This is a genomic window from Actinomadura rayongensis (assembly GCF_009831215.1).
GTDB lineage: Bacteria > Actinomycetota > Actinomycetes > Streptosporangiales > Streptosporangiaceae > Spirillospora > Spirillospora rayongensis.
In genome coordinates, this window is the sequence record NZ_WUTW01000002.1 from 1,315,162 (window position 1) to 1,339,882 (window position 24,721).

Sequence of the window (24,721 nt, forward strand, 5' to 3'; positions counted from 1 at the left end):
CGAGCGCCCCACAGGCTTGAGGACCCCCCTGGCCGAATGGGGGGATGTACCTCCTCGCCCACTCGGCCGCCACACGAGCGCACAGCGCTCGCGAGTGGCACTTTTTCCCTCATCACCCGGTAGACTGGCGGGTGGGTTCAGGATGCTGCGCCGCCCAGGGTCGCCCGGAGCCCTGCCAGTTCAGAGCAGGGGACACGGGCGCCCTGACGTGTTACGGGGCACACCGCGTTCTCCGGCGCGGGGCGGTCGGGTTTCCCCGGCAGGAGGATCTTCCTTTGGCGTACGACGCTAGTTCGATCACCGTCCTCGAAGGACTTGAAGCGGTCCGGAAACGACCGGGCATGTACATCGGCTCGACCGGTGAACGAGGACTGCACCACCTGGTCTACGAGATCGTGGACAACTCCGTCGACGAGGCGCTGGCCGGATACGCCGACACGATCGAGGTCGTGCTGCTGGCCGACGGCGGCGTCCGCGTCACCGACAACGGCCGCGGGATCCCGGTCGGCGAGCACCCGGTGGAGAAGCGGCCCGCCATCGAGCTGGTGCTGACGACGCTGCACGCCGGGGGCAAGTTCGACGGCAAGTCCTACGCCGTCTCCGGCGGTCTGCACGGCGTCGGCTCGGCCGTCGTGAACGCCCTGTCGACGCGGCTGGAGGCCGTCGTCAAGGTCGACGGGTACCACTGGCGGCAGAGCTACACCTGGCAGGGCCCGGAGACCGCGCTCACCCAGGGCGAGCCGACCGACGAGACCGGCACGACCATCTCGTTCTGGCCCGACGGTGACATCTTCGAGACGCTCGAATGGAACTTCGAGACGCTGTCGCGCCGCATGCAGGAGATGGCGTTCCTCAACCGCGGCCTGTCGATCACGCTGCGGGACGAGCGCCGCGACCACGTCGCCGCCGACGTCGAGGACGGCTCGGCCCCCGAGCCCGACGGCGAGGCCCCGAAGGCGCGCGAGGTCGTCTACCACTACAGCGGCGGCATCGAGGACTTCGTCCGGTACATCAACAACCGGAAGGAAGCCGTCCACGAGTCGGTCATCTACTTCAACGACGACACCGACGGCATGTCCGTCGAGATCGCGATGCAGTGGAACTCGTCGTACTCCGAGTCCGTCCACACGTTCGCGAACACGATCAACACGGCGGAGGGCGGCACCCACGAGGAGGGGTTCCGCGCGGCGCTGACCACGATCGTCAACCGGTACGCGCGCGACAAGGGCCTGCTGCGCGACAAGGACGACAACCTGACCGGCGAGGACGTCCGCGAGGGCCTCACCGCGATCATCTCGATCAAGCTGGCCGACCCGCAGTTCGAGGGCCAGACCAAGACCAAGCTCGGCAACACCGAGGCCAAGTCGTTCGTCCAGAAGGCGTGCAACGAGCACCTGCGCGACTGGTTCGAGGAGAACCCGGGCGAGGCCAAGGAGATCATCAACAAGGCGACGCAGGCGGCGCGCGCCCGCGTCGCGGCCCGGCAGGCGCGCGACCTCACCCGGCGCAAGAGCCTGCTGGAGTCGACGTCGCTGCCCGGCAAGCTGTCGGACTGCCAGTCCACCGACCCGTCCGAGTCCGAGCTGTACATCGTCGAGGGCGACTCGGCCGGCGGCTCGGCCAAGGGCGGCCGGAACCCGCACTTCCAGGCGATCCTGCCCATCCGCGGCAAGATCCTCAACGTGGAGAAGGCGCGGATCGACCGGATCCTCAAGAACAACGAGGTCCAGGCGATCATCACGGCGCTCGGCACCGGCATCCACGACGAGTTCGACATCGAGAAGCTCCGCTACCACAAGATCATCCTGATGTCGGACGCCGACGTGGACGGCCACCACATCAACACCCTGCTGCTCACGCTGCTGTTCCGCTTCATGAAGCCGCTGATCGAGGCCGGGCACGTCTACCTGTCCCAGCCGCCGCTCTACAAGATCAAGTGGGACTCGCGCGGCACCGACGCCGACTACGCCTACTCCGACGCCGAGCGCGACGCGATCATCGAGGCCGGCATCGCGGCGGGCCGCCGCGACCCCCGGCCCCGCGACCAGGTGCAGCGGTTCAAGGGCCTCGGCGAGATGAACGCCAACGAGCTGTGGGACACCACGATGGACCCGGAGAAGCGCGTCCTGCTGCAGGTCCAGCTCGACGACGCCGCGCAGGCCGACGAACTGTTCAGCGTCCTCATGGGCGAGGAGGTCGAGCCCCGGCGCGACTTCATCCAGCGCAACGCCAAGGACGTCCGGTTCCTGGACATCTGAGCGCCCGCCGAACTCTCTTCCCACCACGTAGAACGAGGTCTTGCAAGTGACGGACGTGACCACCGAGGGCGGAGCGCCCGGCGAGCGGATCGAGCCGGTCGACCTCCAGGTCTCGATGCAGAAGAGCTACCTGGACTACGCGATGTCGGTCATCGTGTCGCGTGCGCTCCCCGATGTCCGGGACGGCCTGAAGCCGGTCCACCGCCGCGTCATGTACGCGATGTACGACGGCGGCTACCGCCCCGACCGCGGCTACTTCAAGTGCGCCCGCGTCGTCGGCGACGTCATGGGGAACTACCACCCCCACGGCGACTCCCCGATCTACGACGCGCTCGTCCGGCTCGCGCAGCCGTGGGCGCTGCGGTACCCGCTGGTCGACGGGAACGGCAACTTCGGTTCGCGCGGCAACGACCCCGCCGCCGCGATGCGGTACACCGAGTGCCGCATGGCGCCGCTGTCGATGGAGCTGCTGCGCGACATCGACAAGGAGACCGTCGACTTCTCCCCCAACTACGACGGGCGGTCCGCCGAGCCGGACGTCCTGCCGTCGCGGTACCCGAACCTGCTGGTCAACGGGTCGGCGGGCATCGCGGTCGGGATGGCGACGAACATCCCGCCGCACAACCTGCGCGAGGTCGCCGAGGGCGTCCAGTGGTTCCTGGAGAACTACGGCGCGACCGACGAGGAGCTGCTCGAGGCGCTCATCGAGCGGATCAAGGGGCCGGACTTCCCCACCGCCGGGCTGATCGTCGGCCGCAAGGGCATCGAGGAGGCGTACCGCACCGGGCGCGGCTCGATCACCATGCGCGCGGTGGTCGAGGTCGAGGAGATCCAGAACCGGACGTGCCTCGTCGTCACCGAGCTGCCGTACCAGGTCAACCCGGACAATCTCGCGCTGAAGATCGCCGAGCTGGTCAAGGAGGGCAAGCTCGACGGGGTCGCCGACGTCCGCGACGAGACGTCCGGGCGCACCGGGCAGCGGCTGGTGATCGTCCTCAAGCGGGACGCGGTCGCCAAGGTCGTCCTCAACAACCTCTACAAGCACACGCAGCTCCAGGAGACGTTCGGCGCGAACATGCTCGCGCTGGTGGACGGCGTGCCGCGCACGCTGCGCCTCGACCAGTTCATCCGGCACTGGGTGGACCACCAGATCGAGGTCATCGTCCGGCGCACCCGGTACCTGCTGCGCAAGGCCGAGGAGCGCGCCCACATCCTGCGCGCGCTGCTCAAGGCGCTGGACCGGATCGACGAGGTCATCGCGCTGATCCGCCGGTCGCCGTCCGCGCAGGAGGCGCAGCAGGGTCTGATGGGGCTGCTGGAGATCGACGAGATCCAGGCGCAGGCCATCCTGGACATGCAGCTGCGCAAGCTCGCCGCCCTGGAGCGCCAGGCGATCACCGACGAGCACGACCGGCTCATGGCCGAGATCACCGACTACAACGACATCCTCGCGTCGCCGGAGCGGCAGCGGGCGATCATCGGCGACGAGCTGACCCCGATCGTGGAGAAGTTCGGCGACGAGCGGCGCACCGAGATCATCCCGTTCGACGGCGACGTGTCCTACGAGGACCTCATCGCCGAAGAGGACGTCGTCGTCACGATCACCCGCGGCGGCTACGCCAAGCGCACCCGCACCGACCACTACCGCGCGCAGCGGCGCGGCGGGAAGGGCGTGCGCGGGGCGCAGCTCAAGCAGGACGACATCGTGGACCACTTCTTCGTGACCACGACGCACCACTGGATCCTGTTCTTCACCAACAAAGGCCGGGTGTACCGGGCGAAGGCATACGAACTGCCCGACTCCGGGCGGGACTCGCGGGGCCAGCACGTCGCGAACCTGCTCGCCTTCCAGCCGGACGAGCACATCGCCCAGGTCATGGACCTGCGGGACTACGACGTCGCGCCCTACCTCGTCCTCGCGACCAAGCGCGGCCGGGTCAAGAAGACCGCTCTGCGCGACTTCGACTCCCCGCGCACCGGCGGCATCATCGCGATCAACCTGCTGGACGACGACGAGGTCATCGCTGCCCGGCTCGTCTCCGGCACCGACGACCTGATCATGGTCTCGACCGGCGCGCAGGCCATCCGGTTCCCGGCCGACGACGACGAGCTGCGTCCGATGGGCCGCGCCACCAGCGGCGTCATCGGGATGCGGTTCGACCCCGAGCACGAGGTGCTCAACATGCTCGTCGTCCAGGACAACGGGCAGGACGTCCTCGTCGCCACCGAGGGCGGCTACGCCAAGCGCACCCCGATCGACCAGTACCCGCGGCAGGGGCGCGGGGGCAAGGGCGTGCTCACCGCTAAGATCGTCCAGACCCGCGGGAGGCTGGTGGGCGCCCTGATGGCCGGGCCGGACGACGAGGTGTTCGCGATGACCGCGAGCGGCGGCGTCATCCGCACCCGGGCCGCCGAGATCAAGCAGTCCGGGCGGCAGACGATGGGCGTTCGGCTCATGAGCCTCGGCGAAGGCGGCAGCATCGTCGCCATCGCGAGGAACGTAGAGTCCGAGGTGGACGCGGACGATGCCGAGGTCGAGGCGACCGAAGGTGAATGAGTCCGCTGAGCAGGAGGACATGTGACCAGCCAGCCTGGCGGCGACGAACCCGCCAAGCCCTCCGGCGGTAGGCCGAAACCGTCCGGGACGCCGCGCAAGACGGGCGGGAACCCGTCCGGTGGACGGCCGGGTTCGGCCAAGCGGAACGGCTCTGGCTCTGGCTCCGGCTCGGGGTCGTCGGGCTCGGGGGGACGCTCCCGCAACGGGTCGGGGGCGTCCCGGAACGGGGGGCGCCCCGGCGGGAAGCCCACGCCGCCGCCCGCCGCCGAGGAGACGGCGACCGACCTCCCCGTTCGCTCCGACCCCCCGGCCCCGGCCTCCGATCCCGAGCCGGTGCCGGTCGGCTCGTCGTCGCGGAGCACGGACGCGCCCGCCTGGGCGCAGCCCAAGGAGCCCGGCGGGTCGGTGTCGGCGGCGCGGACGGGGCCGCAGCCCGCGGTGCGCGCGGACGATCCGCCGCCCTCGTCGTCCCCCTCGGCGTTCGGCGGGCCGCTGCCGCCGTCCGGGGCGTCCGCCGGTCCGCGGACGTCCGGGCAGAACCGGGTGCCGGGGTTCGGGGCGTCGCTGCGGGACCGGTTCATGGGGTCGCCGTCGCGTCCGTCCGACCCGTCCCGGCCGGGGTCCGGCGGGTCCGCCGGGGCCGGCGGGAAGCCCGCGCGCAAGGCGCAGCTCCAGCTGGCGCGGCTCGAACCGTGGTCGGTCATGAAGTTCAGCTTCATGATGTCGCTGGTCTGCTTCGTGGTGCTGATCGTGGCGGTGGTCGTCCTGTACGCGATCCTCGCCGGGCTCGGCGTGTTCGACGCGATCGGCGACACCGTCAACAGCGTCACCAAGAACCCCGGTGACAACGGGGGCGTGGACGCGGGGAACTGGTTCTCCTTCTCCCGCATCTTCGGCTACACCGTCCTCGTCGGCGCGCTGAACGTCCTGCTCATCACGGCCCTGTCGACGGTCGGCTCGGTCATCTACAACCTCGCCGCCGACATCGTCGGGGGCGTCGAGGTCACCCTCAAGGAAGCCGAATAACCCCCCGGCGCACCTGATCACCGGCGCGGCCCGCTCCCGGCCGCCGCCCCCCGCCACCTCCCTCCTCCCTCCGCCGCGACGAGGCCCAACGCCCCCCGTAACGGATTACCGGTTACCTCGCCGGATGGGGTAATCTCTCGTTGCGCCGCCGGAGAGCGGCGCGGCATCCGGGCCTATAGCTCAGTCGGTTAGAGCGCATCCCTGATAAGGATGAGGCCGGTGGTTCAAGTCCACCTAGGCCCACCATGTTCGCTGCTCAAGGCGGCTTCCCGTAGAGCGTTGACCCGAGGGATCACCCCCGGGTTCTTTGCTTTCAGGCCGGCGGATCCTTCCGTCGGCCTTTGGTCATCCGCGCAGGAACGCCACCAGGACGGGGACCAGCGCGTCCGGGCTCGGGCCGTGGTCCTGGCCGGGCAGGACGCGGCGGGCGGCGTTCGGGAGCGCGGCGGCCACGGCGTCGGCGGCCTCGGGCATGCCGGGGAACGTCTGGTCGCCCGAGTACACGATCGTCGGGACGGTCACGTCGGCCCAGCGCGTTCGCCAGTCCGGGTCGGTGCTGATCTCGCGGACGGCGGACAGGTCGTACACCAGCGTCGGCGCCACCGAGATCATCGTCGGCCACCACGGCTCGGCGGCCATGCCGTCCACGACCTCGGCCGGGACGCCGATCACGGTGCCCATGTTGTAGCGCATCGCGTCCTCGTTGCGGCCCTCGGCCAGCAGGCCGCGCAGGACGTCGATGTGGTGGGCGTGGTCGACCCCGGCGAAGAACGGCGGCTCGTAGAGCGCGAGCGCGGTCACGCCGACCCCGGCGGACGCCGCCGCCAATGCCACCGTCGCGCCGGACGAGCTGGAATACAGCGTCGCCGCGCCGCCGACGGCCTCGATCAGCGCCGCGACGTCCTCGACCTCGCGGTCCAGCGACCAGGGCGCCGTGTCCCCGGACGCCCCGCGCCCCCGCCGGTCGTAGTTGACGGCCGTGAACCCCTCGTCGCCGAGCCGCTTCACCGCCTCCGCCGTGCGCGGGTCGATGGCGCGGAACTGCGTCGCGCCGCCGATGAAGACGACGGCCGGCCCGTCGCCGTGCCGGTCGTAGTCGATCAGCGTGCCGTCCGCCGATGTCACCGTGCTCATGGCCTTGCTCCTCCGGTCATAGCCGAACGCGGACCGGGGGCGGTCCCCGCGATCGCACTCTGGCACGCACCCCTGACAGAATCGCCGATCCCCCGCCTGACCAGGCACGAAACGTCTGCGATCACGTGTTGGCGGCGCGGTTCGTCCAGCTCAGATGCCGCTCGCGCGCCTCGTACGCCAGGACGACCCGCAATACCTCCCGCGTCCGGCCGCGCGTCTTGACGGCATGGCAGTTCGGGCACAGTGCGATCATCTGGACGGGGTGGTCGCGTCCGCCGCCCGCCCGCTCCTCGACGTGGTCGACCTCCAGGAGCGGTTCACCGGCGGCCGTCACATCCTGCGGCTGACCGGTGCAGCGGGGGTTCTCGCATCGTCCGCCGCTTCTGAGCAGGACTGCGTCCCGGGCACTGCGCGACCGGACGGGCTGCTCACGCGCCGTCCGCACCGTCTGGTCGTGGTCGCCGCGCGCCTCCGCGTCCTCGATGCGCAGGCACATCCGCAGGTACTTTTCCACAGCGCCGTCGTCCTGCTGTGGACCCGGCAGGGATACCCGCGGCAACCCCACGTCGTACAGCAGGCCGTCGGGCGGAGAACCGTCGAAGAACCGGTCGGCCACCGCGTCGAGGACGGCCGTACGGGCCTCGGGCGAGGACGTGACGAGTTCGTAAACCCATACGGCCAACCCGTTGAGCGGGTTCTGCTCGTCCATCCACGGACCCGGCTCTCCGTGTGCAGGGGGCACGGTGCCTTCATAGCCGGTGATTTCCCAGAGGTCCGTCCGCGCGAGGGCGAGCAGCGGGTATTCGGGCTGTGCCCGCGACGCCTGCCGTCCGTACTCACCGAGCAGCGCCCGCAGCTCGGGACGCGCCTCCTGCCAGGACACCAGCCGCGGCCGTCCCTGCGCGGCCCTGCCGAGCGCCCACAGCAAGGTGATGGGCTGGTGCAGTGCGGGACCGTCCGGTGTGGACGCGACCCGCAGCCTCCGCACGCGGTCGATCACCTGCTCCACGGGCGTGGTGGGCTCGTCGGTGACGTGGAAGCCGAGTCGTCCCAGCACACGGCCCACGGTGGCGCGTCCGCCGGAGAACTCGCCGGCGCGCAGCGGGCGCCCGGTGGCATGGCCGTATGCGACGCCGACGATCGCCTTGGAGTCGTACAGCCGTCCGTCGTACTCCAGGAAGTACTGGCGGGCGGGGTCGAAACCGTACTGCTCGAGGAAGCGCCGCCTGCCGACGCGGTCGCATTCGGCGACCGCGTCGAGGACGGCCGCACGGGTGATCGGCGACAGGTCCATGCGGCAAGCCAACCAGGACGGAACGACGTTTCGTCAGCGGGCGGTGGACGCGGCGGTGCGGTAGGCGGCGAGGGTCAGGGCGGCCATCGCGCGTTCGCCGTTCTGGTTGGGGTGCGCGGGGGCGGCCCACTGGGTGGGGACGCCTTCGATCCAGCGCTTCGACGCGTCCGGCTGGCAGGTGTCGTGGCCCGGCTCGGTGGTGTCCACGACGGTGACGCCGTTCTTCGCGGCCTCGTCCGTCAGCATGGCGTTGAGCTGGGACTGGACGCCGCGCAGGTAGGGGACGTCACCCTTGGCGATCGGTACCCAGGGGAAACAACCGCTGCCCTCCGCCGGGAGGATCAGCGGGTACAGGAGCAGGTAGACCTTCGCCTTCGGGGATCGCTCGTGGATTCCGGCGAGGGTACGGCCGACGTCCGGTGCGGCCTTGGCGATGCTCTGCTGGAACGGGTCCATGCCGTCGGCGGTGAGCGAGTTCTTGCACGGGGAGCCGTCCGGGGCGCTGTAGCTGAGCGTGAAGCACTTCACGGCCTTGCTGAAGCCGATGTCGTTGCCGCCGATCGTCAGCGTGACGAGCGTCGTGTCCTCGGTGAGCGCGTCGAACTGCGGCGGGTTCGGGTCGCCGACGGAGAACGTCTGCGCGGACGTCATGTGCCCCGTCTTCGCGCCGCTGCAGCTCACGTCCTTGAACGACGCGGGCTTCAGGCTCTTGGCGATGAGCGTCGGGTAGTCGAGGTCGCCGCGGATGCAGCCGAGCGGCGAGCCCGGCTGGAGGAAGGACGTGAGCGGCGCGGCCGTGTACGAGTCCCCCAGGGCCACGTAGCGGACGGGCTGTTCGTCGGCGCGGGCGGCCGTGGCGCCGCCGGACGCGGCCGAGACCGCCGCGACCAGGGACGTGAGCAGGGACAACGTGCGGCGCGGCATGGGGGCTCCGAGGGCGGGACGGTGGGGCAGCCGATTGTCCCGCAGAGTGATGCGCGTCACCTATGTCCTGTAAGGCACGTTGTCGATCACTTTTCTGTCAGGCCGGTGACGAGTTGGCCGCGGACGGGGCGCGGCGGCACCGGCCCTGTTAGCGTGAGAATCCCATGCAGATGCTCATGCAAATGCACGTGCAGATGAGGTGAATCATGGTGGATCGTCCCCAACGAGCCCTGTTGAACGTCCGCGCCGCACTGGTCCTGACGGTCGCGGTCCTGGCAGCGGTCGGCGCCGGCCTCCTCGCCCATGTCGCCGGACGGTCGTGGCCCGAATCGTTGCTGTTCGCCGGGGCGGCGTTCGCCGGAGCGGTCGTGCTGTTCAACTGGATGATCGGCGATTGACGCCGTGTCCCTGACCTGGGGATGACGCTGCGTATAACGTGTGGACGCACTCGCGCACAGGTTGTGGGTACTCCACTCGCAATTTATCCACAGCCTGTGGATCGCTGGCTCGCAACCCTTCTGACCTGCGATTTCGCCTGTGGAAGGAGGGCTGTGATCGACGCACTCTGGGGACAGTCGGTGGATAACTCGTCACCCACAGCGCTCTCCGTCTGGGGACAAGGGCCGTCCACAGCCTGGGGACGAACCGCGCGCGTGTCGGCGGCCCACAGCAGATTGTGACGAAGTGGGGTGATCTGTTCGGCGTGGCGAACGAGCCCCGGAGAGGCCGCGGTGTGGATCATCTCTTCTGGGGACGAACCTGGGGACCAGTGGTGGAAAACGTCATCCACCGATCCCCTGCCCCTGTGGACCGACGTTGCCCACAGCCTGTGGACGACAGGTGTACACAGCGCTAACAATTCGGCATTTCAGCTGGTCAAACCGTTATCCACGACGTGGAAAACCGCCGGACGCCTCTGGACGCCGCTGGGGACGACCGGTGGACAGCGGTCCACGCCGACAACGCACACCCTGTGTACGGAGTTATCCACAGGTTGTGGAAAGGGTGGACGCGGATCAGGCCGGTGGACAAAGCTCGACTCGGCGGCGTCCCGGCCGCCTCACGACCGTGGAAAACCCGTCTATCTGGGGACATCGCTGTGGACCGAACCCCCGCCATCGCCCGCCCAGCAGCCTCTTTCACTGTGGGCAACTCCATCCCCAGCCTGTGGATAACCCGCCCGCCCGCGCGACCGGCAGACCCCGACCGAGGAGCGCCCACGCGTGGCTCTCCTTCCCGCCCGGCCGCGCGACCAGCAGACCGGTGACCGCCGGGGCCGACGCGTCACCCGGCCCACTCGCGCCCACGACTTGCCGGGACGTTGCGCCGGGACGTTGCGCCGGGACGCTGTGCCGTAGGAGCGAGTCGGCGGGGTGTCGGATCGGGATGTGGGGGTGGTCCGGGAGTGGTGCTTGCGAGGGGGGCCGGAGGTGGTGACATGGCGATGACCTTGGATTTTGCCGAACGTGTGTTCGAATCGGTGGTAGGGTCACGGATCCATGGGGCAGCTTCTCAACGAGCCGGTCATCGCCGAGCACGATCCGTCCGGGCGGCTCACCGCGTACTGCTGGCGGGGCGCCCGGTACACCGTCGATGGGGTTCTCAAGTCGTACGGAGCGCGGGTAGTCCGGGTCCGGGTCAGCGGGGCGGACGGACGGGCGATCGTGGAACTGGGGCATGAAGCCGGTGACTGGCGGCTCCGGCACGTCTTCCCGGCCTGACCGGGCCGTCTGGACGCGCGTCGCGCCGCTCGGCGCGGCCGGTGCGCCGCTCGACCTGCTCACCGCGCGGATCGGCCGCCGCCACTATGCGCCGCACGCCCATGACGAATATGCGATCGGCGTGTGCGTCGAAGGCCGTGAGGTGCTGCGGTATCGGGGAGAGCGGATCTTCTCCGGCGTCGGCTCGGTGATCGTCATCGAGCCGGGCGAGGCGCACACCGGCGGTCCGGCCGACGTGGACGGCTTCAGCTACGTCGCGCTCTACCCGGACGCCGCGTTGTTGCACGCGGCACTGCCCCGCCGCCACGCGCCGCACTTCCGTGCCGGCGTCTTCGACGACCACGGTCTGGACGCGGCGCTTCGCCGAGCGCATCGCGCGCTGAGCCGGGGCGACGATCCGCTGGAGGCCGAGTACCACCTGCTGTCCATGCTCAACGCGCTGATCGGACGCCACGCCGACCCGGCCGCGAGGACCGCGGACGACGCGGGTCCGACCCGGGCGGCGGAGATCGCGCGGGCGGTCGCGGACCGTCTCGCCGCCGAGTCGGTGTCCCCGCCGTCTCTGGCGACGCTGGCGGCCGAGCTCGACCTCTCGCGCTACCAAGTGCTCCGGGCGTTCCGCGAGGCGAAGGGAATGCCGCCGTACGCGTGGCTGGCACAGCACCGCGTGGCACGCGCCCGGACGCTGCTCGACGCGGGCCGCCGCCCCGCCGACGCGGCGGCCGAAGCGGGCTTCGCCGACCAGGCGCACCTGACCCGCTGGTTCAGAAAGGTCCTCGGCGTGACACCCGGCGCCTACCGCGCGGGAATCACCCGCGCCCACCAGCCGTCCCGCAAGGCGAAAGCCTGAACAGAACGCTCGTGCCGCCCACCTCGGCGTCCGCGCCACCCGGCGGGTGGCGGCATCCGCCGGCCGCCGCGCCACCCGGCGGATGGCGTGGCGGCCTGCCCGGGCATTGCCGTTGAGGAGCCGCACACAGCACCGGGCGACTCCTGCGCGCCGCACCTCCACCGCTGAGCGGAGGGGCGTCCTAGGGGAGGGAGGGCATCGTGCCGTCGTCCACTGTGCAGGGCCGCGCGTTCTCGTGGCGGTTTCTCGCGCCGCTGTACGTCGGGTCGGCGCTCAATCCGGTCAACAGCTCGCTGATCGCCACTGCCCTCGTCCCGATCGCGCGCGGCGTCGGCGTGCCGATCGGGCGGACCGCCACGTTGGTCACGGCGCTGTACCTGGCCAGCGCGGTGGCGCAGCCCACGGCCGGGAAGGCCGGAGAGGTGTTCGGGCCCCGTCGCGTCCTGCTCGCCGGGATCGCGGCCGTCGGCGCGGGCGGGCTGCTCGGCGGGATCGCCCAGAACCTGCTCACCCTGCTGGTCAGCCGCGTCCTCATCGGCATCGGCACCTCGTGCGCCTACCCGACGGCGATGCTGCTCATCCGCAGGCGCGCTCGCGCGGCAGGGATGGAGCAGCCGCCCGGCGGGGTGCTCGGCGGTCTCCAGATCGCGGGCGTCGCGACCGCCTCGCTCGGACTGCCCGTGGGCGGGCTGCTGGTGGGCGTCCTCGGCTGGCGGGCGGTCTTCCTCGTCAACATCCCGATCGCGTTGGTCGCGCTGGCGACCACCCTGGCGTGGGTCGAGGCGGACGGCCCGCTGGACGGACTCCGCCGCAGCGAGGTCGTCGCGCGCCTGGACGTGCCGGGAATCGCCGGATTCGCCGCCGCGATGCTGGCGCTGCTGGTCTTCCTGTTCGAGCTTCCGACCGTCCACTGGTGGATCCTGGCCGTCTCGATCGCCCTGTGGATCGCCGACATCGCGTGGGAACTGCGAGTGGACAGTCCCTTCATCGACGTCCGCCTCCTGGCCGCCCGCCCCGCGCTGACCAACGCCTACGTGCTGTTCGGGTTGGTCATGCTGTGCCAGTACGTCGTGCTGTACGGCGTCACCCAGTGGGTCGAAGCGGTACGCGGCTACGGTGAGTCGGCCGCCGGACTGCTCCTGCTGCCCATGACGCTCGTCTCCGGGATCGTGATCGCGCTGATCTCCCGGAAGAACAGGGTGCGCGGCCCCGTCATCGCCGCCGCCCTGACCACCCTCGCCGGGTCCGTCGGCGTGCTCCTGCTGGACGCGGACGTCTGGATCGGCGTCGTCGCCGTCCTCACCGTGGTGTTCGGCGCCGCGACGGGATTCGCGGTCGCCGGCTACCAGACCGCCCTCTACACCCATGCGCCGCCGGAGCATCTCGGCACCGCCGCCGGGCTGCTGCGGACGTTCGGCTACGTCGGTTCGATCGCCTCGTCCGCGATCACCGGCCTCGTCTTCCGCCACGAGGTCACCGACCACGGCGTCCGGCTCATCGCCTGGATCATGATCGGCGTCAGCCTGGGTCTCACCGTCCTCACGCTGGCCGACCGGACGCTGCGCAGCCGCTGAGACGGTGGTGCGGCGGGGCGGGCCGCCGCACCGTCACGTCAGCCGGTGTAGGTCGGGGTGCCGCGGCGCGGGGGCGCGGGGGCGGCCACGGGCGGGCAGAAGGTGACCTTCGGGCGCGGGGCCGCGGACCGTCCGGGGGGCACCGGACGGGGGCACGCCCCGGGGTCGCGCGGCGGGACGGGCCGCGGGGCCGAGGTCGGCGGGGCCGGGACGGGGGACGACAGCGTGGGCACGGGGGACGGGAGCTTGCCGGGCGGGACGGGGCTCGGCCCGGCGAAGGCGGCCGGAGCCGTGGTGAGCAGCGCGCCGCCGATCAACGTGGCGCCGACGAGCAAAGACTTGATGCGCATGGGAGTGACCTCTCTCAGGGAAGGATGTCGACGGGTGCGCCGAGCGGCAGGTGCCGGGCCATCCAGGTGACATCGGTGTTGGCGACCCGGACGCAGCCGTGGCTGGCCCGGGAGCCGAGACGGCCGGGCGCGTTCGTGCCGTGCACCGCGATCTGGCCGGGCCCGCCGGCGAACCGGGTGAGCGTCGGCGAGTAGCCGCTGAGCCCGAACGCGTACGCGCCGTACGGGCCGCCGGGGTCGGCGGGCTTGACCAGTTCGGTGACGAAGAACTGCCCGGTCGGGGTGGGCGTCCCGCCGGTGCCGGTCGCGACCGGTCCCGTCCGGAGCACCCGGTCGCCGTCGTGGACGGTGAACCGCAGGGCGCGCTCGCTGATCGACAGCCGCAGCGTCGTCCGGCTGAGCGTGACGTCCGACGCGCGGATCCACCCGCGTACGCCGTTCGGGCGCAGCGGCAGGTAGACGTCCAGCCAGCCGTCCCGGACGCCGGACACGCGGAAAACGCGCGGGGCGCCGTAGGAGTTCGGGCTGGTCAGCGTCTTCCAGGGCGCGCCCCCGTCGGGCGTCCTGAAGACGTCGATCCGCTTGCCGCGCGCGGTCGCGATCTCGTACGACGGCGACGCCGAAGGACCGGAGGGCGAGGCCGCGACGCGGCGGGGCGCGGCGGAGTGTCCCGATCCACAGGCGGTCGCCGCGACGAGGACGCAGCCGAGCGCGGCGGCGGTGCGGACACCGTTCGAAGGCATGGCCGGGATGCTGGCGGACGGATGTGAAGATCCTGTGGGGCCGCCGTGAAGGTCGCGTGTGCCGCTCAGCAGGGGACGTACGCTCACTCCAGCCGACAGAAACCGGAGATGACGGACGTGTGCGCAACGGTCCTCGTGGTCGAGGACGACCCCAAGCAGGCCGAGCTGATCCGCCGCTACCTCGTCCGCGAGGGCCACGCGGCGACGGTCGTCCACGACGGCAGGACGGCGATCGACGAGGCCCGCCGCTCCCGCCCGGACCTGCTCGTCCTCGACGTGATGCTCCCCCGCGTCGACGGCCTGGACGTGTGCCGCGTGCTGCGCGCCGAGTCCGACGTCCCGGTGCTCATGCTGACCGCCCGCGCCACCGAGGACGACCTGCTGCTCGGCCTGGACCTCGGCGCCGACGACTACATGACGAAGCCGTACAGCCCGCGCGAGCTGATGGCCCGCATCCGCGTCCTGCTGCGCCGCGCGGCGAAGACGGCGGCCCCGGCGGTGTTCGAGGTCGGCGGCCTGGTGGTGGACCCAGGGAAGCACACCGTCCGGGCGGACGGCCGGGAGATCGACTGCACGCCCGCCGAGTTCCGCATCCTGGAGGCCCTCGCCGCCGAGCCGGACCGCGTCTTCACCCGCGAGCAGGTCCTCGAACGCCTGCACGGTTTCGGGGGATACGTCTCGCTGAGGACCATCGACGTCCACGTGAAGAACCTCAGAAAGAAGATCGAGAAGGACCCGCGCCGTCCGGAACGCCTGGTCACGGTGTTCGGCGTCGGCTACAAGATGGCCGCGCGGCCATGAGGCACGGCCTGCTGGCGCGGATGCTGCTCGCGACGGTCTCGGTGGCGCTGGTCTCGATCGGCGCGACGGCGTGGCTCGCGACGCGCAACACGTCCGGGGCGATCCGCCAGCAGCAGGGCCGGACGCTCTCCGACGACACCCGCATCAATGACACGCTCCTCGGTTATGCCGCCACGCACCCGAACTGGAGCGGTGTATCGGGCACGGTGCAGAACCTGGCCCGCAGTACCGGACGACGCATAGCCCTGACCACCGAGAACCGCGAACCGATCGCCGACTCGGCAAAACCGGGCACCCACCTCCCGGTACGGGCGTCCGCGGTGGTGGACCCGCTCCGAGTGGACGTCACCCTGTCGTCCGGGGCGGAAGAGACCCGCATCGACCCACGCGCGACAGCACCGTTCGGCCTGTCCACAGCCGAACGCACACAGTTGACACAACAGGCCGAGAAGCACGCCGCCTGCCTGCGCCGCGACGGCCAGGACGTCCGGATCGTCTACGGTCTGAGCGGACGCCCGACCGTCCAGACCGTGGCGCCGGACGGCACCGTCCCCGGACCGCCCCCGATGGTCAGGGCGTCCCCGGTGCCCGTGCCGACCACGTACAACTGCCCGCCGCTGAATGACCCCGGAGCGACGCCGAAGGAGATGGCAGCGCTCCAGGGCCTCAACGACCGCGTGAACGACTGCCTCAAACAAGCAGGATCAGCACCGATCACCCTGAACCTGGACGGCTCCTGGGACTACCTGGGCAGACCCAGGCGCAATGACCCCGTCCCCGACTGCGTGTCCGGCGCGAGGCGCGCCCAGCTCAAGCCGTTCGTCGCACCCGCCGCGCTGCTGTTCATCGGCGACGCGGGCGACGGCGCAACACCGGGCGTACGACTGACGGCGGCCGGAGTCACCAGGATCGTGGCGGCCACCGCGATCGTGCTGGCACTGGCGGTCGGGGTGAGCGCCTTCCTCGCGACACGCCTCGTCCGCCCGATCCGCGCACTGACCGCGGCGGCCCAGCGGATGCGCGACGGCGACCGCACGGCACGCGTCCGCGCGGGCGACGGCGAACTGGGCAGGCTGGGCGCGGCGTTCAACGACATGTCCGAACACCTGGCGAACGCCGAACGCCAGCGCAAGGAGATGATCAGCGACGTGTCGCACGAGCTGCGCACCCCGCTGAGCAACGTGCGCGGCTGGCTGGAGGCCGTCCACGACGGCGTGGCCGAGCTGGACCCGGCGCTCACGGCATCGCTGATCGAGGAAATCCTGCTGCTCCAGCACATCGTGGACGACCTCCAGCAGTTGGCACTGGCCGACGCGGGACGACTGCGCCTGCACCCAGAACCCGTCCCAGTAGCAGACCTGCTCGACCAAACCGCGACGGCCCACCGAGCACAAGCAGAGGCGGCAGGCCTGCGCCTGACAGTGCAGGCCGACGACGTGGACGTCCTCGCAGACCCCGTCCGCCTCCGCCAGGCCGTCGGCAACCTGACGGCGAACGCGCTGCGCTACACCCCGAGCGGCGGAGCGGTGGAACTGCGCGCCCACGCGACGGACGGCACCGTGCTCATCGAGGTCGCCGACACGGGAACGGGCATCGACAAAGACGCGCTGCCGCATGTCTTCGACCGCTTCTGGCGCGCCGACAAGTCGAGGAACAGAAGGACGGGCGGCAGCGGCCTGGGCCTGGCGATCGTCCGGACACTGACCGAAGCACAAGGCGGGACGGCCACGGCGACGAGCGAACCGGGCGAAGGAACGACGTTCACCCTGCGCCTGCCCGCCGGATAAACCAGAGGCGCACCGAACACGCGGGGCATACGGTCACCCCATGACGCTGGACACCGAGCGGCCGGCGGGCACGACCGCGACCGCGATGATCACCCCGTTCACCCCGGCGGGCGACCTGGACCAGGAAGCGGCGGCAGCACTGGCGACCCACCTGGTAGACCAGGGCACGGACGGAATCGTCCTGAGCGGGACGACCGGCGAATCCCCCGTCACGTCCGACGCAGAAAAGACCGACCTGCTCCGCGCGGTACTAGAAGCGGTAGGCGACCGAGCAAAGGTGACGGCAGGGGTAGGCACCTACGACACGCACCACACGATCGAGTTGGCACGGCAGGCGGAAAAGGCGGGCGCACACGCACTGCTCGTCGTGACGCCGTACTACTCAAGGCCGTCCCAGGAGGGCCTAGCAGCACACTTCACGGCGGTAGCGGACGCGACAGACCTACCGGTCCTGCTGTACGACATCCCGATCCGCGCAGGCATCCCGATCGAGATGGACACCTACCGCAGGCTGGCCGAACACCCGAGGATCGTCGGAGTGAAGGATGCACGAGGCGACCTCCTCCACGGAAGCGCGGTGATGGCGGAGACGGGCCTGACCTACTACTGCGGAGACGACGCGCTGAACCTGCCATGGCTGGCGATCGGCGCGAAGGGCGTCATCAGCGTGGCCTCACACGTGGCACCGAAGAAGGTCACAGAACTGGTAGACGCAGCAACCAGAGGCGACCTGGCGACGGCGAGAACGGCCCACAACGACCTAGTCCCGCTCTACCGGACGATCATCGAGACCGGCGGCGTCCCCTTCACCAAGGCCGCACTGGCACTCCAGGGCCGCCCCGTAGGAGCCCCGCGCCTCCCGAACGCCCCGGCGACACCGATCCAGCAGGAACGGATCGCCGCAACACTGCAAGCATGATCCACGTTCCGGAAGAACTGAACAGGACCCAGGACGGCAAGTGGCTGGCGACACTCCCCGACCTGGCGGCGACCTTCCTGGAACGCTGGGACCTGAGCCAGGACGGCAGATCGATGCACGGCCAGGCGTCGCTGGTCCTGCCGGTGCGCCGCAAGGACGGAACACCCGCAGCACTGAAGTTCCAACCCGCCGACGAGGAGAGCAGAGGCGAAGCGCCGGCCCTACGAATCTGGGACGGCAAGGGCGCAGTACGCCTCATAGAGGACGACCCGCCCACAGGAACGATGCTGCTGGAACGCCTGGACGAGACCCGCCCCCTGTCATCCGAACCAGACGATGACACAGCGGTGGCAGTCATCGCGGACCTCATGTCACGCCTGACAGCGATACAGGCACCACCAGGCATGCGCACCCTCAAGGACATCGGCGCGGCAATGCTCGACGAGACACCAGAAGCAGTGGCGAACCTCCAACACGAGGACGAACGAGCCCTGGTGAAGACCTGCGCCAAAGCACTGGCAGAGGTGATCGACGAACCGGGCGACAGACTGCTGCACTGGGACCTGCACTACGACAACGTCCTGGCGTCCGACCGAGAACCATGGCTGGCGATCGACCCGAAACCCCTAGCAGGGGACAGGGGCTTCGACCTCCTGCCTGCACTCACCGACCGCTGGAACAAGACGAACCCGGCCAAGACCACCCTGCGCCGCTTCGACCAACTGACCGAAGCACTGGACCTGGACAGGCCGAGAGCGACCAGATGGACCCTGGCACGCGTCCTGCAGAACGCCCTCTGGGACATCGAGGACGGCGAGACGAAGTTGGACCGGGACCAGATCCTCATCGCGGAAACCCTGCGCGAACACCGTGGCGGCGACCGAAGCTAAATAGATAACCTTGTCTGAGTGAGGCGCGCACTGTTCGGCAGACCGCACACCCAGGCAGGGAGCCCCATGAGCAGAACCCGATTCCGCCAAGCGCTGGCAGCGGCGGCGACAGCAGTGTGCGCCGCGCTCACAACAGCTACGGCGACGGCACCGCAAGCGCAAGCGCAAGCGCAACAGCGGACGACCTATCCCGTGGGCGACCTGGGAACGGCGATCAGCAACTTCTTCTTCAGCCCGGACGCCGTGACGGGAGCCAACATCTGGACCTGCCGCCCGTCCGAGGAACACCCGAACCCGGTGGTGATCGTCCACGGCACGACGTCCAACTTCGGCTCGGCCGGAGCGATGATCGCCCCGACCCTCGCCAACGCCGGCTACTGCGTCTACGGCTTCAACTACGGCGAGACCTACTCGACCCTCGGCCACATCTACGGCCTGGGCGACATAGCCAAATCAGCCGAGACCATGAGCAAGTTCGTGGACAAGGTCCTAGCGTCCACAGGCGCACAGAAGGTCGACGTGATCGGCGGATCACAGGGCGGCATGATGCCGAACTACTACATCAAGCGCCTGGGCGGAAAATCGAAGGTCAGAACACTGATCGGCATGGCCCCGACGAACCACGGCACGACGATGGGCGGCCTGGTCAACCTGGGCAGGACCCTCCAGGTCCTGGGCCTGGTGAACGGCTTCCTCACCTTGATCGGATCACCGGCGCACACCCAGCAGGAAGACGGCTCGGACTTCCAGAACGCACTGTTCGCAGACGGCGACACAGTCCCAGGCGTCCGCTACCTGACGATCGCGACAACCCACGACACGACGGTCACCCCGCTGACGAACTCGTTCCTCGAAGGCGGCGACACGACGAACATCCTGCTCCAGGACCTGTGCCCCGACGACCCGGTGAGCCACTCCGGAATGTCCTTCGACGGCCCGATCATGCAACTCATCCTCAACGAACTGGGCCCGAAAACGCCGAACTTCAAACCGGAGTGCAAGAACTACGGCCCGAACGTCTGACAAGAACGCGCCCACGGCCCCAGACTGGGACCGTGGGCGACCAAGATCGGACGAAAAACAAGAAACCCCCCGGCCACAAGACCGGAGGAAGATCAAAAGGAAGGGGCGTGGGGGCGGAGCCCCCACATCGGGGGGTTCGGGGGGTCGTCCCCCCGACAAGCATGGCGCGGGACCCGAGGGAAGGTGCGGCAAAGCCGCACCGAACACGGTCCGCCGACTCGCGTGGGCGAGGAGGGATTTGAACCCTCACATCCTTTCGGACACACGGACCTGAACCGTGCGCGTCTGCCGTTCCGCCACTCGCCCGAGTGACCGCCCCGTCGCCGGGGTGCTCGAAGAGACTAGCACGCAGCGGACAGTGGATAGGTATCCATGTACTTCGGGAGAACCTTTGCACCTATACGATCGTCTACCAGTGGGGAAGGGAGGTGCCCGTGGGCGTCATTCAGCGCTTCGAGCGACGGCTGGAGGGCATGGTCGAAGGGGCCTTCGCTCGTGCCTTCAAGTCGGAGCTGCAGCCGGTCGAGGTGGCCAGCGCTGTGCAGCGCGAGATGGACGATCGGGCCGCGATCGTGGCGCAGGGCCGCACGCTGGTGCCCAATGACTTCGTCGTGGAGATCTCCCAGCAGGACGGTCAGCGGCTGCAGGTGTACGCCGACAGCCTGAGCCAGGAGCTGGCGAACCTGGCGCGCGAGTACGCCAAGGAGCAGGGCTACTCGTTCGTGGGGCCGGTGCGGGTCAGGTTCGAGAACGCGGGCGACCTCGCCACGGGCATGTTCCGGATCCGTTCGGGCGTGATCCGGGGTTCGACGGTGGAGGGCGGGGAGATCCGCCGTCCGGTGAGCGACATTCCGCAGGGGGGCCGCGGGGGCGCGTTCGGCGGGCACCCGCGGTTGCTGGTGACGACGGCCGTGGAGGGCTCGGACGCCACGCAGCGCACGTATGAGATCGCCACTCCGGTGACCCTGCTCGGCCGGGGGACGGACTGCGATCTGAGACTGGTCGATCCGGGCGTATCACGACATCATGCCGAGATCCGTGTAGAAGGCCCCGAAGTCGTCCTCGTGGATCTAGGGTCGACCAACGGTTCGTTCGTGAACGGCCAACCGATCCGGCGGGTGACGCTCGTCGACGGTTCCCGCGTCACGATGGGCCGGACGACCCTGGTGTTCCGCCGCGATAGGGAGTAACCCCCACTCCGATGTCCGAATTCACCCTCACGCTGATCAAGCTGGCGTTCCTCGCGGTGCTCTGGCTGTTCGTCATCGCGGCCGTCGGAGTGATCCGCGCCGACCTGTTCGGCTCGAAGGCCGCCGCGCGGGCGGCCGAGCGCGCCGCCGCGCCCCGGCCGCAGAAGCCGCCGCGGGCACCCAAGGCACCCCGGGCGCCGCGCGGCGCCGCCGGCGGGAACGCGCCGACCAAGCTGGTCGTGGTGCAGGGCGAGCGGGCGGGCACCGTCATCGACCTGACCGACGTTCCGGTCACGATCGGCCGCGCGCATGACGCGACGCTGGTGCTGACCGACGACTACGCTTCGAGCCGACATGCCCGCATTTACGCGCAGAACGGTCAGTGGATCGTGGAAGATCTCGGTTCGACCAACGGGACGTACCTCGGCCGCACGAAGGTGACGCGGCCGATGCCGATCCCGCCGGGGGTGCCCGTCCGTATCGGCAAGACCGTGATCGAGCTGCGCAAATGACGCTCGGGATCCGGTACGCCGCGCGCTCCGACGTCGGGATGCTGCGCGAGGGCAACGAGGACTCGGCGTACGCGGGGTCCTATCTGCTGGCCGTGGCCGACGGGATGGGCGGGCATGTCGGCGGCGAGATCGCGAGCGCGGCGGCGATCGAGGAACTGCGCAAGCTCGACACCGAGCTGCCGGCGCCGGAGCTGCTGGCGGCGCTGGAGAACACCGTCCGGACGGCGAACGACAACCTGCACCGGATCGTGGAGTCCGACCCGTCGCTGCAGGGCATGGGGACGACGCTCACGGCGATGCTGTGGGCGGGGGACCAGGTCGCGCTGGTCCACATCGGCGACTCGCGCGCGTACCTGCTGCGCGACGGCAGCCTGTACCAGATCACGCACGACCACACGCTCGTCCAATCGCTGGTGGACGAGGGCCGGATCAGCCCGGACGAGGCGGCGTCGCACCCGCAGCGGTCGCTGCTGCTGCGCGCGCTGGACGGGCGCGGCGAGGTCGACCCGGACCTGTCGCTGCGCGACGCGAAGGTCGGCGACCGGTACCTGCTGTGCTCCGACGGCCTGTCCGGCGTGGTCACCGCCGAGACGATCTTCCAGGTGCTGACCGACACGCCCGAGCCGGAGCAGGCCGTCCGGCAGCTCATCGACCTGGCGAACCGGGGCGGCGGGCCGGACAACATCACCTGCGTCGTCGCGGACGTCGTCGAGCTGGGCGGGCCGCCGCCGCGGCCGGGCCAGGGGCACGCGGTGGGCGCGGCGGCGTCGGCGTCCCCGCCGGACCCGGCGGGCGCGAGCCCGGTCCAGGACACGCCGGCGCGCCGGGCCGCGCAGCTGCGCGACACGATGCCGCAGCCGCCGGTGGCGGTGGACGAGCTGCCGCCGCCGCAGGCCGCCGCGCCGCCGCAGCGGATGAGCCCGGGCGCGACCCTGCCGGACCCGGTGCCCCGGCGGACGCGCGGCGGCGGGATGCGCCGCTGGACGTGGCTGATCGTCGTCGCGGGCGTGGCCGTCGTCGGGATCGCGGCCGTGGCGTTCGTGGTGCTGCAGAACGTCCGCAGCGGTTATTACATCGGCCAGGAGAACGGCACGGTCGTCCTGTACCGGGGGACGACGCAGGAGGTGCCGGGCCTGTCGCTGTCGCGCCGCGCGAAGAACCAGCCGAACCCGCCGATCGCGGTGGCCGACCTCCCGCAGGACCGGCAGGTCGCCGTCCGCGCGAAGTACGAGGTCAAGGGGCCGGGCGCGGTGGACGACCTGCGCGGGCAGGTGTGCCGGCACGCGATCGTGGAGAGCGGCGGGAAGCTGGAGATCGTCCGGGGCCGCAAGCAGCAGAACTGCAAGGAGACCAAGGTCGCGGGCAGCCAGGTGGCCGTCGCCGAGCTGCCGACCGACGACGCGGCGAAGGTCCGGTCCGGAGCGTTCGCGTTCCCGAGCCGTCAGCAGGCCGAGCAGAAGCTCACCGAGCTGACGCAGCACCGCGACCAGTGCCGCACCGCCGCCGCGACGATCAAGAACTGCCCCGGTGGGGACGGCCACCGATGACGATGACGTCCCTCGGCGAGCAGATCCGGGCGCGGATCCCCTACCAGCGCCGCAACGCCGCCTCGCTGGCGCTGCTGGCGTTCGCGATGATCCTGACGCTGTCGGCGTTCGCCGAGGTCGGGCTCGCCCGGGACGGCACCATCCCGAGCGGCCTGTTCGTGTACGGCGGCGGGCTGGTGATCCTGGCGGTCGTCGCGTACGTCGTCCAGCTCAAGTTCGCGTCGTACGCCGACCCGCTGCTGCTGCCGCTCGCGGTGGCGCTGAACGGGCTCGGCCTGGCGATGATCTACCGGCTGGACCTGGACACCAGCCGGGACCGCAAGGTCGCCGAGATGGCCGGCAAGCACTTCCTGAAGGACGCGGCCGACGTCCCGAGCCAGCTCATGTGGACGTTCGTCGGCATCGGCCTGTTCGTCGCCGCGATCCTGCTCATGCGGGACACGAACCGCCCGGACGCCCCGCTGTCCTTCACGCCGAAGAAGGCGCAGCGCTACACCTACATCATCGGCCTGACGGCGATCGTGCTGCTGCTGCTGCCGATCGTGCCGGGCATCGGCGCGTCCATCAACGGCGCGCGGGTGTGGATCCACATCGGGCCGTTCTCGGTGCAGCCGGGCGAGTTCGCGAAGCTGTTCCTGGTCGTGTTCTTCGCCGGGTACCTGGTGAACAAGCGGCAGGCGATGTCGCTGATCGGCAAGAAGGTGGGCCCGATGAGCCTGCCGCGCGCCCGCGACCTCGGCCCGATCCTCGTGATCTGGTTCTTCTCGCTCGGCGTCCTGTTCATGCAGAAGGACCTCGGGACGGCGCTGCTCTACTTCGGCCTGTTCGTCTCGATGCTGTACATCGCGACGCAGCGGGTGTCGTGGGTCGTGATCGGTCTCGGGCTGCTCGCGGTGGGCGTGTTCGTCGCGACGCAGCTCCCGTTCATGGGCCACGTCAACCAGCGCATCGACATCTGGCAGAACCCCACGCCGTACTACGACGGCGGGTGCCTGCTGGACAGCGGCAAGGTCGTCCCGGTCAACCCCAACACCGACCTGTTCAAGGCGGCGAAGGCGGCGGGCTCGTCGTTCCCCGGCCAGTCGGCGTGCATCAAGCTCGGCGGCGAGTACTCCGACAGCGCGCAGCTCATGAAGGGCATGTTCGCGCTCGGCGAGGGCGGCGTGCTCGGGACGGGCCTCGGCCAGGGCCAGCCGTGGCAGACGCCGCTGTCGTTCAGCGACTTCATCTTCGACTCGATGGGCGAGGAGCTGGGCCTCACCGGGCTCATGGCGCTGCTGCTGATCTACGCGCTGATCGTCCAGCGCGGGATGAAGACGGCCGTGGCCGCGCGAGATCCGTTCCTGAAGCTGTTCGCGGGCGGCGTGTCGTTCGTGGTGGCGCTCCAGGTCTTCGTGATCGTCGGCGGTGTCACCAAGCTGATCCCACTGACCGGCCTGACCACCCCGTTCCTCTCCCAGGGCGGTTCGTCGCTCATGGCGAACTGGATTCTGATCGCGATCCTCGTCCGGATGAGCCACGACGCGCGCAAGCCCGCGCCGCAGTCCATCCAGGACGAGGGCATGACCCAGATCGTGAGCACCCGGTGACCTTCCTCCCCCCGACGACGCGGCGGTGCGCC

The 24,721-nt window shown here is 70.1% G+C and carries 21 protein-coding genes and 2 tRNA genes; 17 read left to right on the plus strand and 6 right to left on the minus strand.

Features of this window, described 5'->3' with window-relative positions; translation table 11 throughout:
- Positions 1-296 precede the first annotated feature (296 nt).
- The 4 genes from gyrB (at position 297) to GQ466_RS15505 (ending at position 6,087) form a co-directional block, all read left to right on the plus strand.
- The gene (gene gyrB, locus GQ466_RS15490) at positions 297-2,258 is read left to right on the plus strand and encodes a DNA topoisomerase (ATP-hydrolyzing) subunit B (protein ID WP_446678601.1); all 1,962 of its coding nucleotides are present in this window, start codon (positions 297-299) and stop codon (positions 2,256-2,258) included.
- A 46-nt stretch (positions 2,259-2,304) separates the two neighbouring features.
- Positions 2,305-4,815 (plus strand): DNA gyrase subunit A, encoded by a 2,511-nt coding sequence (gene gyrA, locus GQ466_RS15495; RefSeq protein WP_161103536.1) that lies wholly within the window; start codon positions 2,305-2,307, stop codon positions 4,813-4,815.
- Between the two features lie 21 nt (positions 4,816-4,836).
- Entirely contained in the window at positions 4,837-5,841 is a 1,005-nt protein-coding gene (locus tag GQ466_RS32795) for a DUF3566 domain-containing protein (protein WP_337193481.1), read from the plus strand.
- A 169-nt stretch (positions 5,842-6,010) separates the two neighbouring features.
- Positions 6,011-6,087, plus strand: a tRNA-Ile gene (locus GQ466_RS15505).
- 99 nt (positions 6,088-6,186) lie between these two features.
- On the opposite strand, the gene GQ466_RS15510 is transcribed toward GQ466_RS15505, so the two are convergent.
- The 3 genes from GQ466_RS15510 to GQ466_RS15520 form a co-directional block, all read right to left on the minus strand.
- The gene (locus GQ466_RS15510) at positions 6,187-6,975 is read right to left on the minus strand and encodes an alpha/beta fold hydrolase (protein WP_161103537.1); all 789 of its coding nucleotides are present in this window, start codon (positions 6,973-6,975) and stop codon (positions 6,187-6,189) included.
- 121 nt (positions 6,976-7,096) lie between these two features.
- Entirely contained in the window at positions 7,097-8,269 is a 1,173-nt protein-coding gene (locus GQ466_RS15515) for an HNH endonuclease signature motif containing protein (RefSeq protein ID WP_161103538.1), read from the minus strand.
- Between the two features lie 33 nt (positions 8,270-8,302).
- Positions 8,303-9,253 (minus strand): SGNH/GDSL hydrolase family protein, encoded by a 951-nt coding sequence (locus tag GQ466_RS15520; protein ID WP_337193482.1) that lies wholly within the window; start codon positions 9,251-9,253, stop codon positions 8,303-8,305.
- A 146-nt stretch (positions 9,254-9,399) separates the two neighbouring features.
- Here GQ466_RS15520 and GQ466_RS15525 point away from each other — a divergent pair, with 146 nt between their 5' ends.
- The 4 genes from GQ466_RS15525 (at position 9,400) to GQ466_RS15540 (ending at position 13,338) form a co-directional block, all read left to right on the plus strand.
- Positions 9,400-9,591 (plus strand): hypothetical protein, encoded by a 192-nt coding sequence (locus GQ466_RS15525; RefSeq protein WP_161103539.1) that lies wholly within the window; start codon positions 9,400-9,402, stop codon positions 9,589-9,591.
- Between the two features lie 1,101 nt (positions 9,592-10,692).
- Complete coding sequence (locus GQ466_RS15530) at positions 10,693-10,914, plus strand: hypothetical protein (RefSeq protein WP_161103540.1); 222 nt, start codon at positions 10,693-10,695, stop codon at positions 10,912-10,914.
- The gene (locus GQ466_RS15535; RefSeq protein WP_161103541.1) at positions 10,871-11,764 is read left to right on the plus strand and encodes an AraC family transcriptional regulator; all 894 of its coding nucleotides are present in this window, start codon (positions 10,871-10,873) and stop codon (positions 11,762-11,764) included. Before GQ466_RS15530 ends, GQ466_RS15535 begins: the two co-directional genes overlap by 44 nt.
- A 200-nt stretch (positions 11,765-11,964) precedes the next feature.
- A complete protein-coding gene (locus GQ466_RS15540; RefSeq protein ID WP_202420445.1) occupies positions 11,965-13,338 on the plus strand; it encodes an MFS transporter in 1,374 nt (457 codons plus the stop codon).
- 38 nt (positions 13,339-13,376) lie between these two features.
- On the opposite strand, the gene GQ466_RS15545 is transcribed toward GQ466_RS15540, so the two are convergent.
- Both GQ466_RS15545 and GQ466_RS15550 read right to left on the minus strand, forming a co-directional pair.
- A complete protein-coding gene (locus tag GQ466_RS15545; protein WP_161103542.1) occupies positions 13,377-13,688 on the minus strand; it encodes a hypothetical protein in 312 nt (103 codons plus the stop codon).
- Between the two features lie 14 nt (positions 13,689-13,702).
- Complete coding sequence (locus GQ466_RS15550; RefSeq protein WP_161103543.1) at positions 13,703-14,431, minus strand: L,D-transpeptidase; 729 nt, start codon at positions 14,429-14,431, stop codon at positions 13,703-13,705.
- Positions 14,432-14,548: 117 nt separating this feature from the next.
- On the opposite strand from GQ466_RS15550, the gene GQ466_RS15555 reads away from it, so the two are divergent.
- The 5 genes from GQ466_RS15555 (at position 14,549) to GQ466_RS15575 (ending at position 19,851) form a co-directional block, all read left to right on the plus strand.
- Positions 14,549-15,232 (plus strand): response regulator, encoded by a 684-nt coding sequence (locus GQ466_RS15555; RefSeq protein ID WP_161103925.1) that lies wholly within the window; start codon positions 14,549-14,551, stop codon positions 15,230-15,232.
- The gene (locus GQ466_RS15560; protein WP_161103544.1) at positions 15,229-17,019 is read left to right on the plus strand and encodes a sensor histidine kinase; all 1,791 of its coding nucleotides are present in this window, start codon (positions 15,229-15,231) and stop codon (positions 17,017-17,019) included. The genes GQ466_RS15555 and GQ466_RS15560 overlap by 4 nt, the downstream gene beginning before the upstream one ends.
- A 40-nt stretch (positions 17,020-17,059) precedes the next feature.
- Positions 17,060-17,938: a 4-hydroxy-tetrahydrodipicolinate synthase gene (gene dapA / locus GQ466_RS15565; RefSeq protein ID WP_202420447.1), complete on the plus strand. Its 879-nt coding sequence runs from the start codon at positions 17,060-17,062 to the stop codon at positions 17,936-17,938.
- The gene (locus GQ466_RS15570) at positions 17,935-18,828 is read left to right on the plus strand and encodes an aminoglycoside phosphotransferase family protein (RefSeq protein WP_161103545.1); all 894 of its coding nucleotides are present in this window, start codon (positions 17,935-17,937) and stop codon (positions 18,826-18,828) included. Before dapA ends, GQ466_RS15570 begins: the two co-directional genes overlap by 4 nt.
- 66 nt (positions 18,829-18,894) lie before the next feature.
- The gene (locus GQ466_RS15575; protein WP_161103546.1) at positions 18,895-19,851 is read left to right on the plus strand and encodes an esterase/lipase family protein; all 957 of its coding nucleotides are present in this window, start codon (positions 18,895-18,897) and stop codon (positions 19,849-19,851) included.
- A 223-nt stretch (positions 19,852-20,074) separates the two neighbouring features.
- Here the strand turns inward: GQ466_RS15575 and GQ466_RS15580 are convergent.
- Positions 20,075-20,157 (minus strand) — tRNA-Leu (locus GQ466_RS15580).
- Positions 20,158-20,285: 128 nt separating this feature from the next.
- On the opposite strand from GQ466_RS15580, the gene GQ466_RS15585 reads away from it, so the two are divergent.
- From GQ466_RS15585 to GQ466_RS15600, 4 genes are read left to right on the plus strand one after another with little or no spacing between them, the layout of a single operon-like run.
- Positions 20,286-21,041, plus strand: coding sequence for an FhaA domain-containing protein (locus GQ466_RS15585; protein ID WP_161103547.1), 756 nt, complete (start codon positions 20,286-20,288; stop codon positions 21,039-21,041).
- Between the two features lie 11 nt (positions 21,042-21,052).
- Entirely contained in the window at positions 21,053-21,553 is a 501-nt protein-coding gene (locus GQ466_RS15590; RefSeq protein ID WP_161103548.1) for an FHA domain-containing protein FhaB/FipA, read from the plus strand.
- Entirely contained in the window at positions 21,550-23,100 is a 1,551-nt protein-coding gene (locus tag GQ466_RS15595) for a Stp1/IreP family PP2C-type Ser/Thr phosphatase (protein ID WP_161103549.1), read from the plus strand. Before GQ466_RS15590 ends, GQ466_RS15595 begins: the two co-directional genes overlap by 4 nt.
- Complete coding sequence (locus GQ466_RS15600) at positions 23,097-24,689, plus strand: FtsW/RodA/SpoVE family cell cycle protein (RefSeq protein WP_337193483.1); 1,593 nt, start codon at positions 23,097-23,099, stop codon at positions 24,687-24,689. Before GQ466_RS15595 ends, GQ466_RS15600 begins: the two co-directional genes overlap by 4 nt.
- Positions 24,690-24,721: the final 32 nt, after the last annotated feature.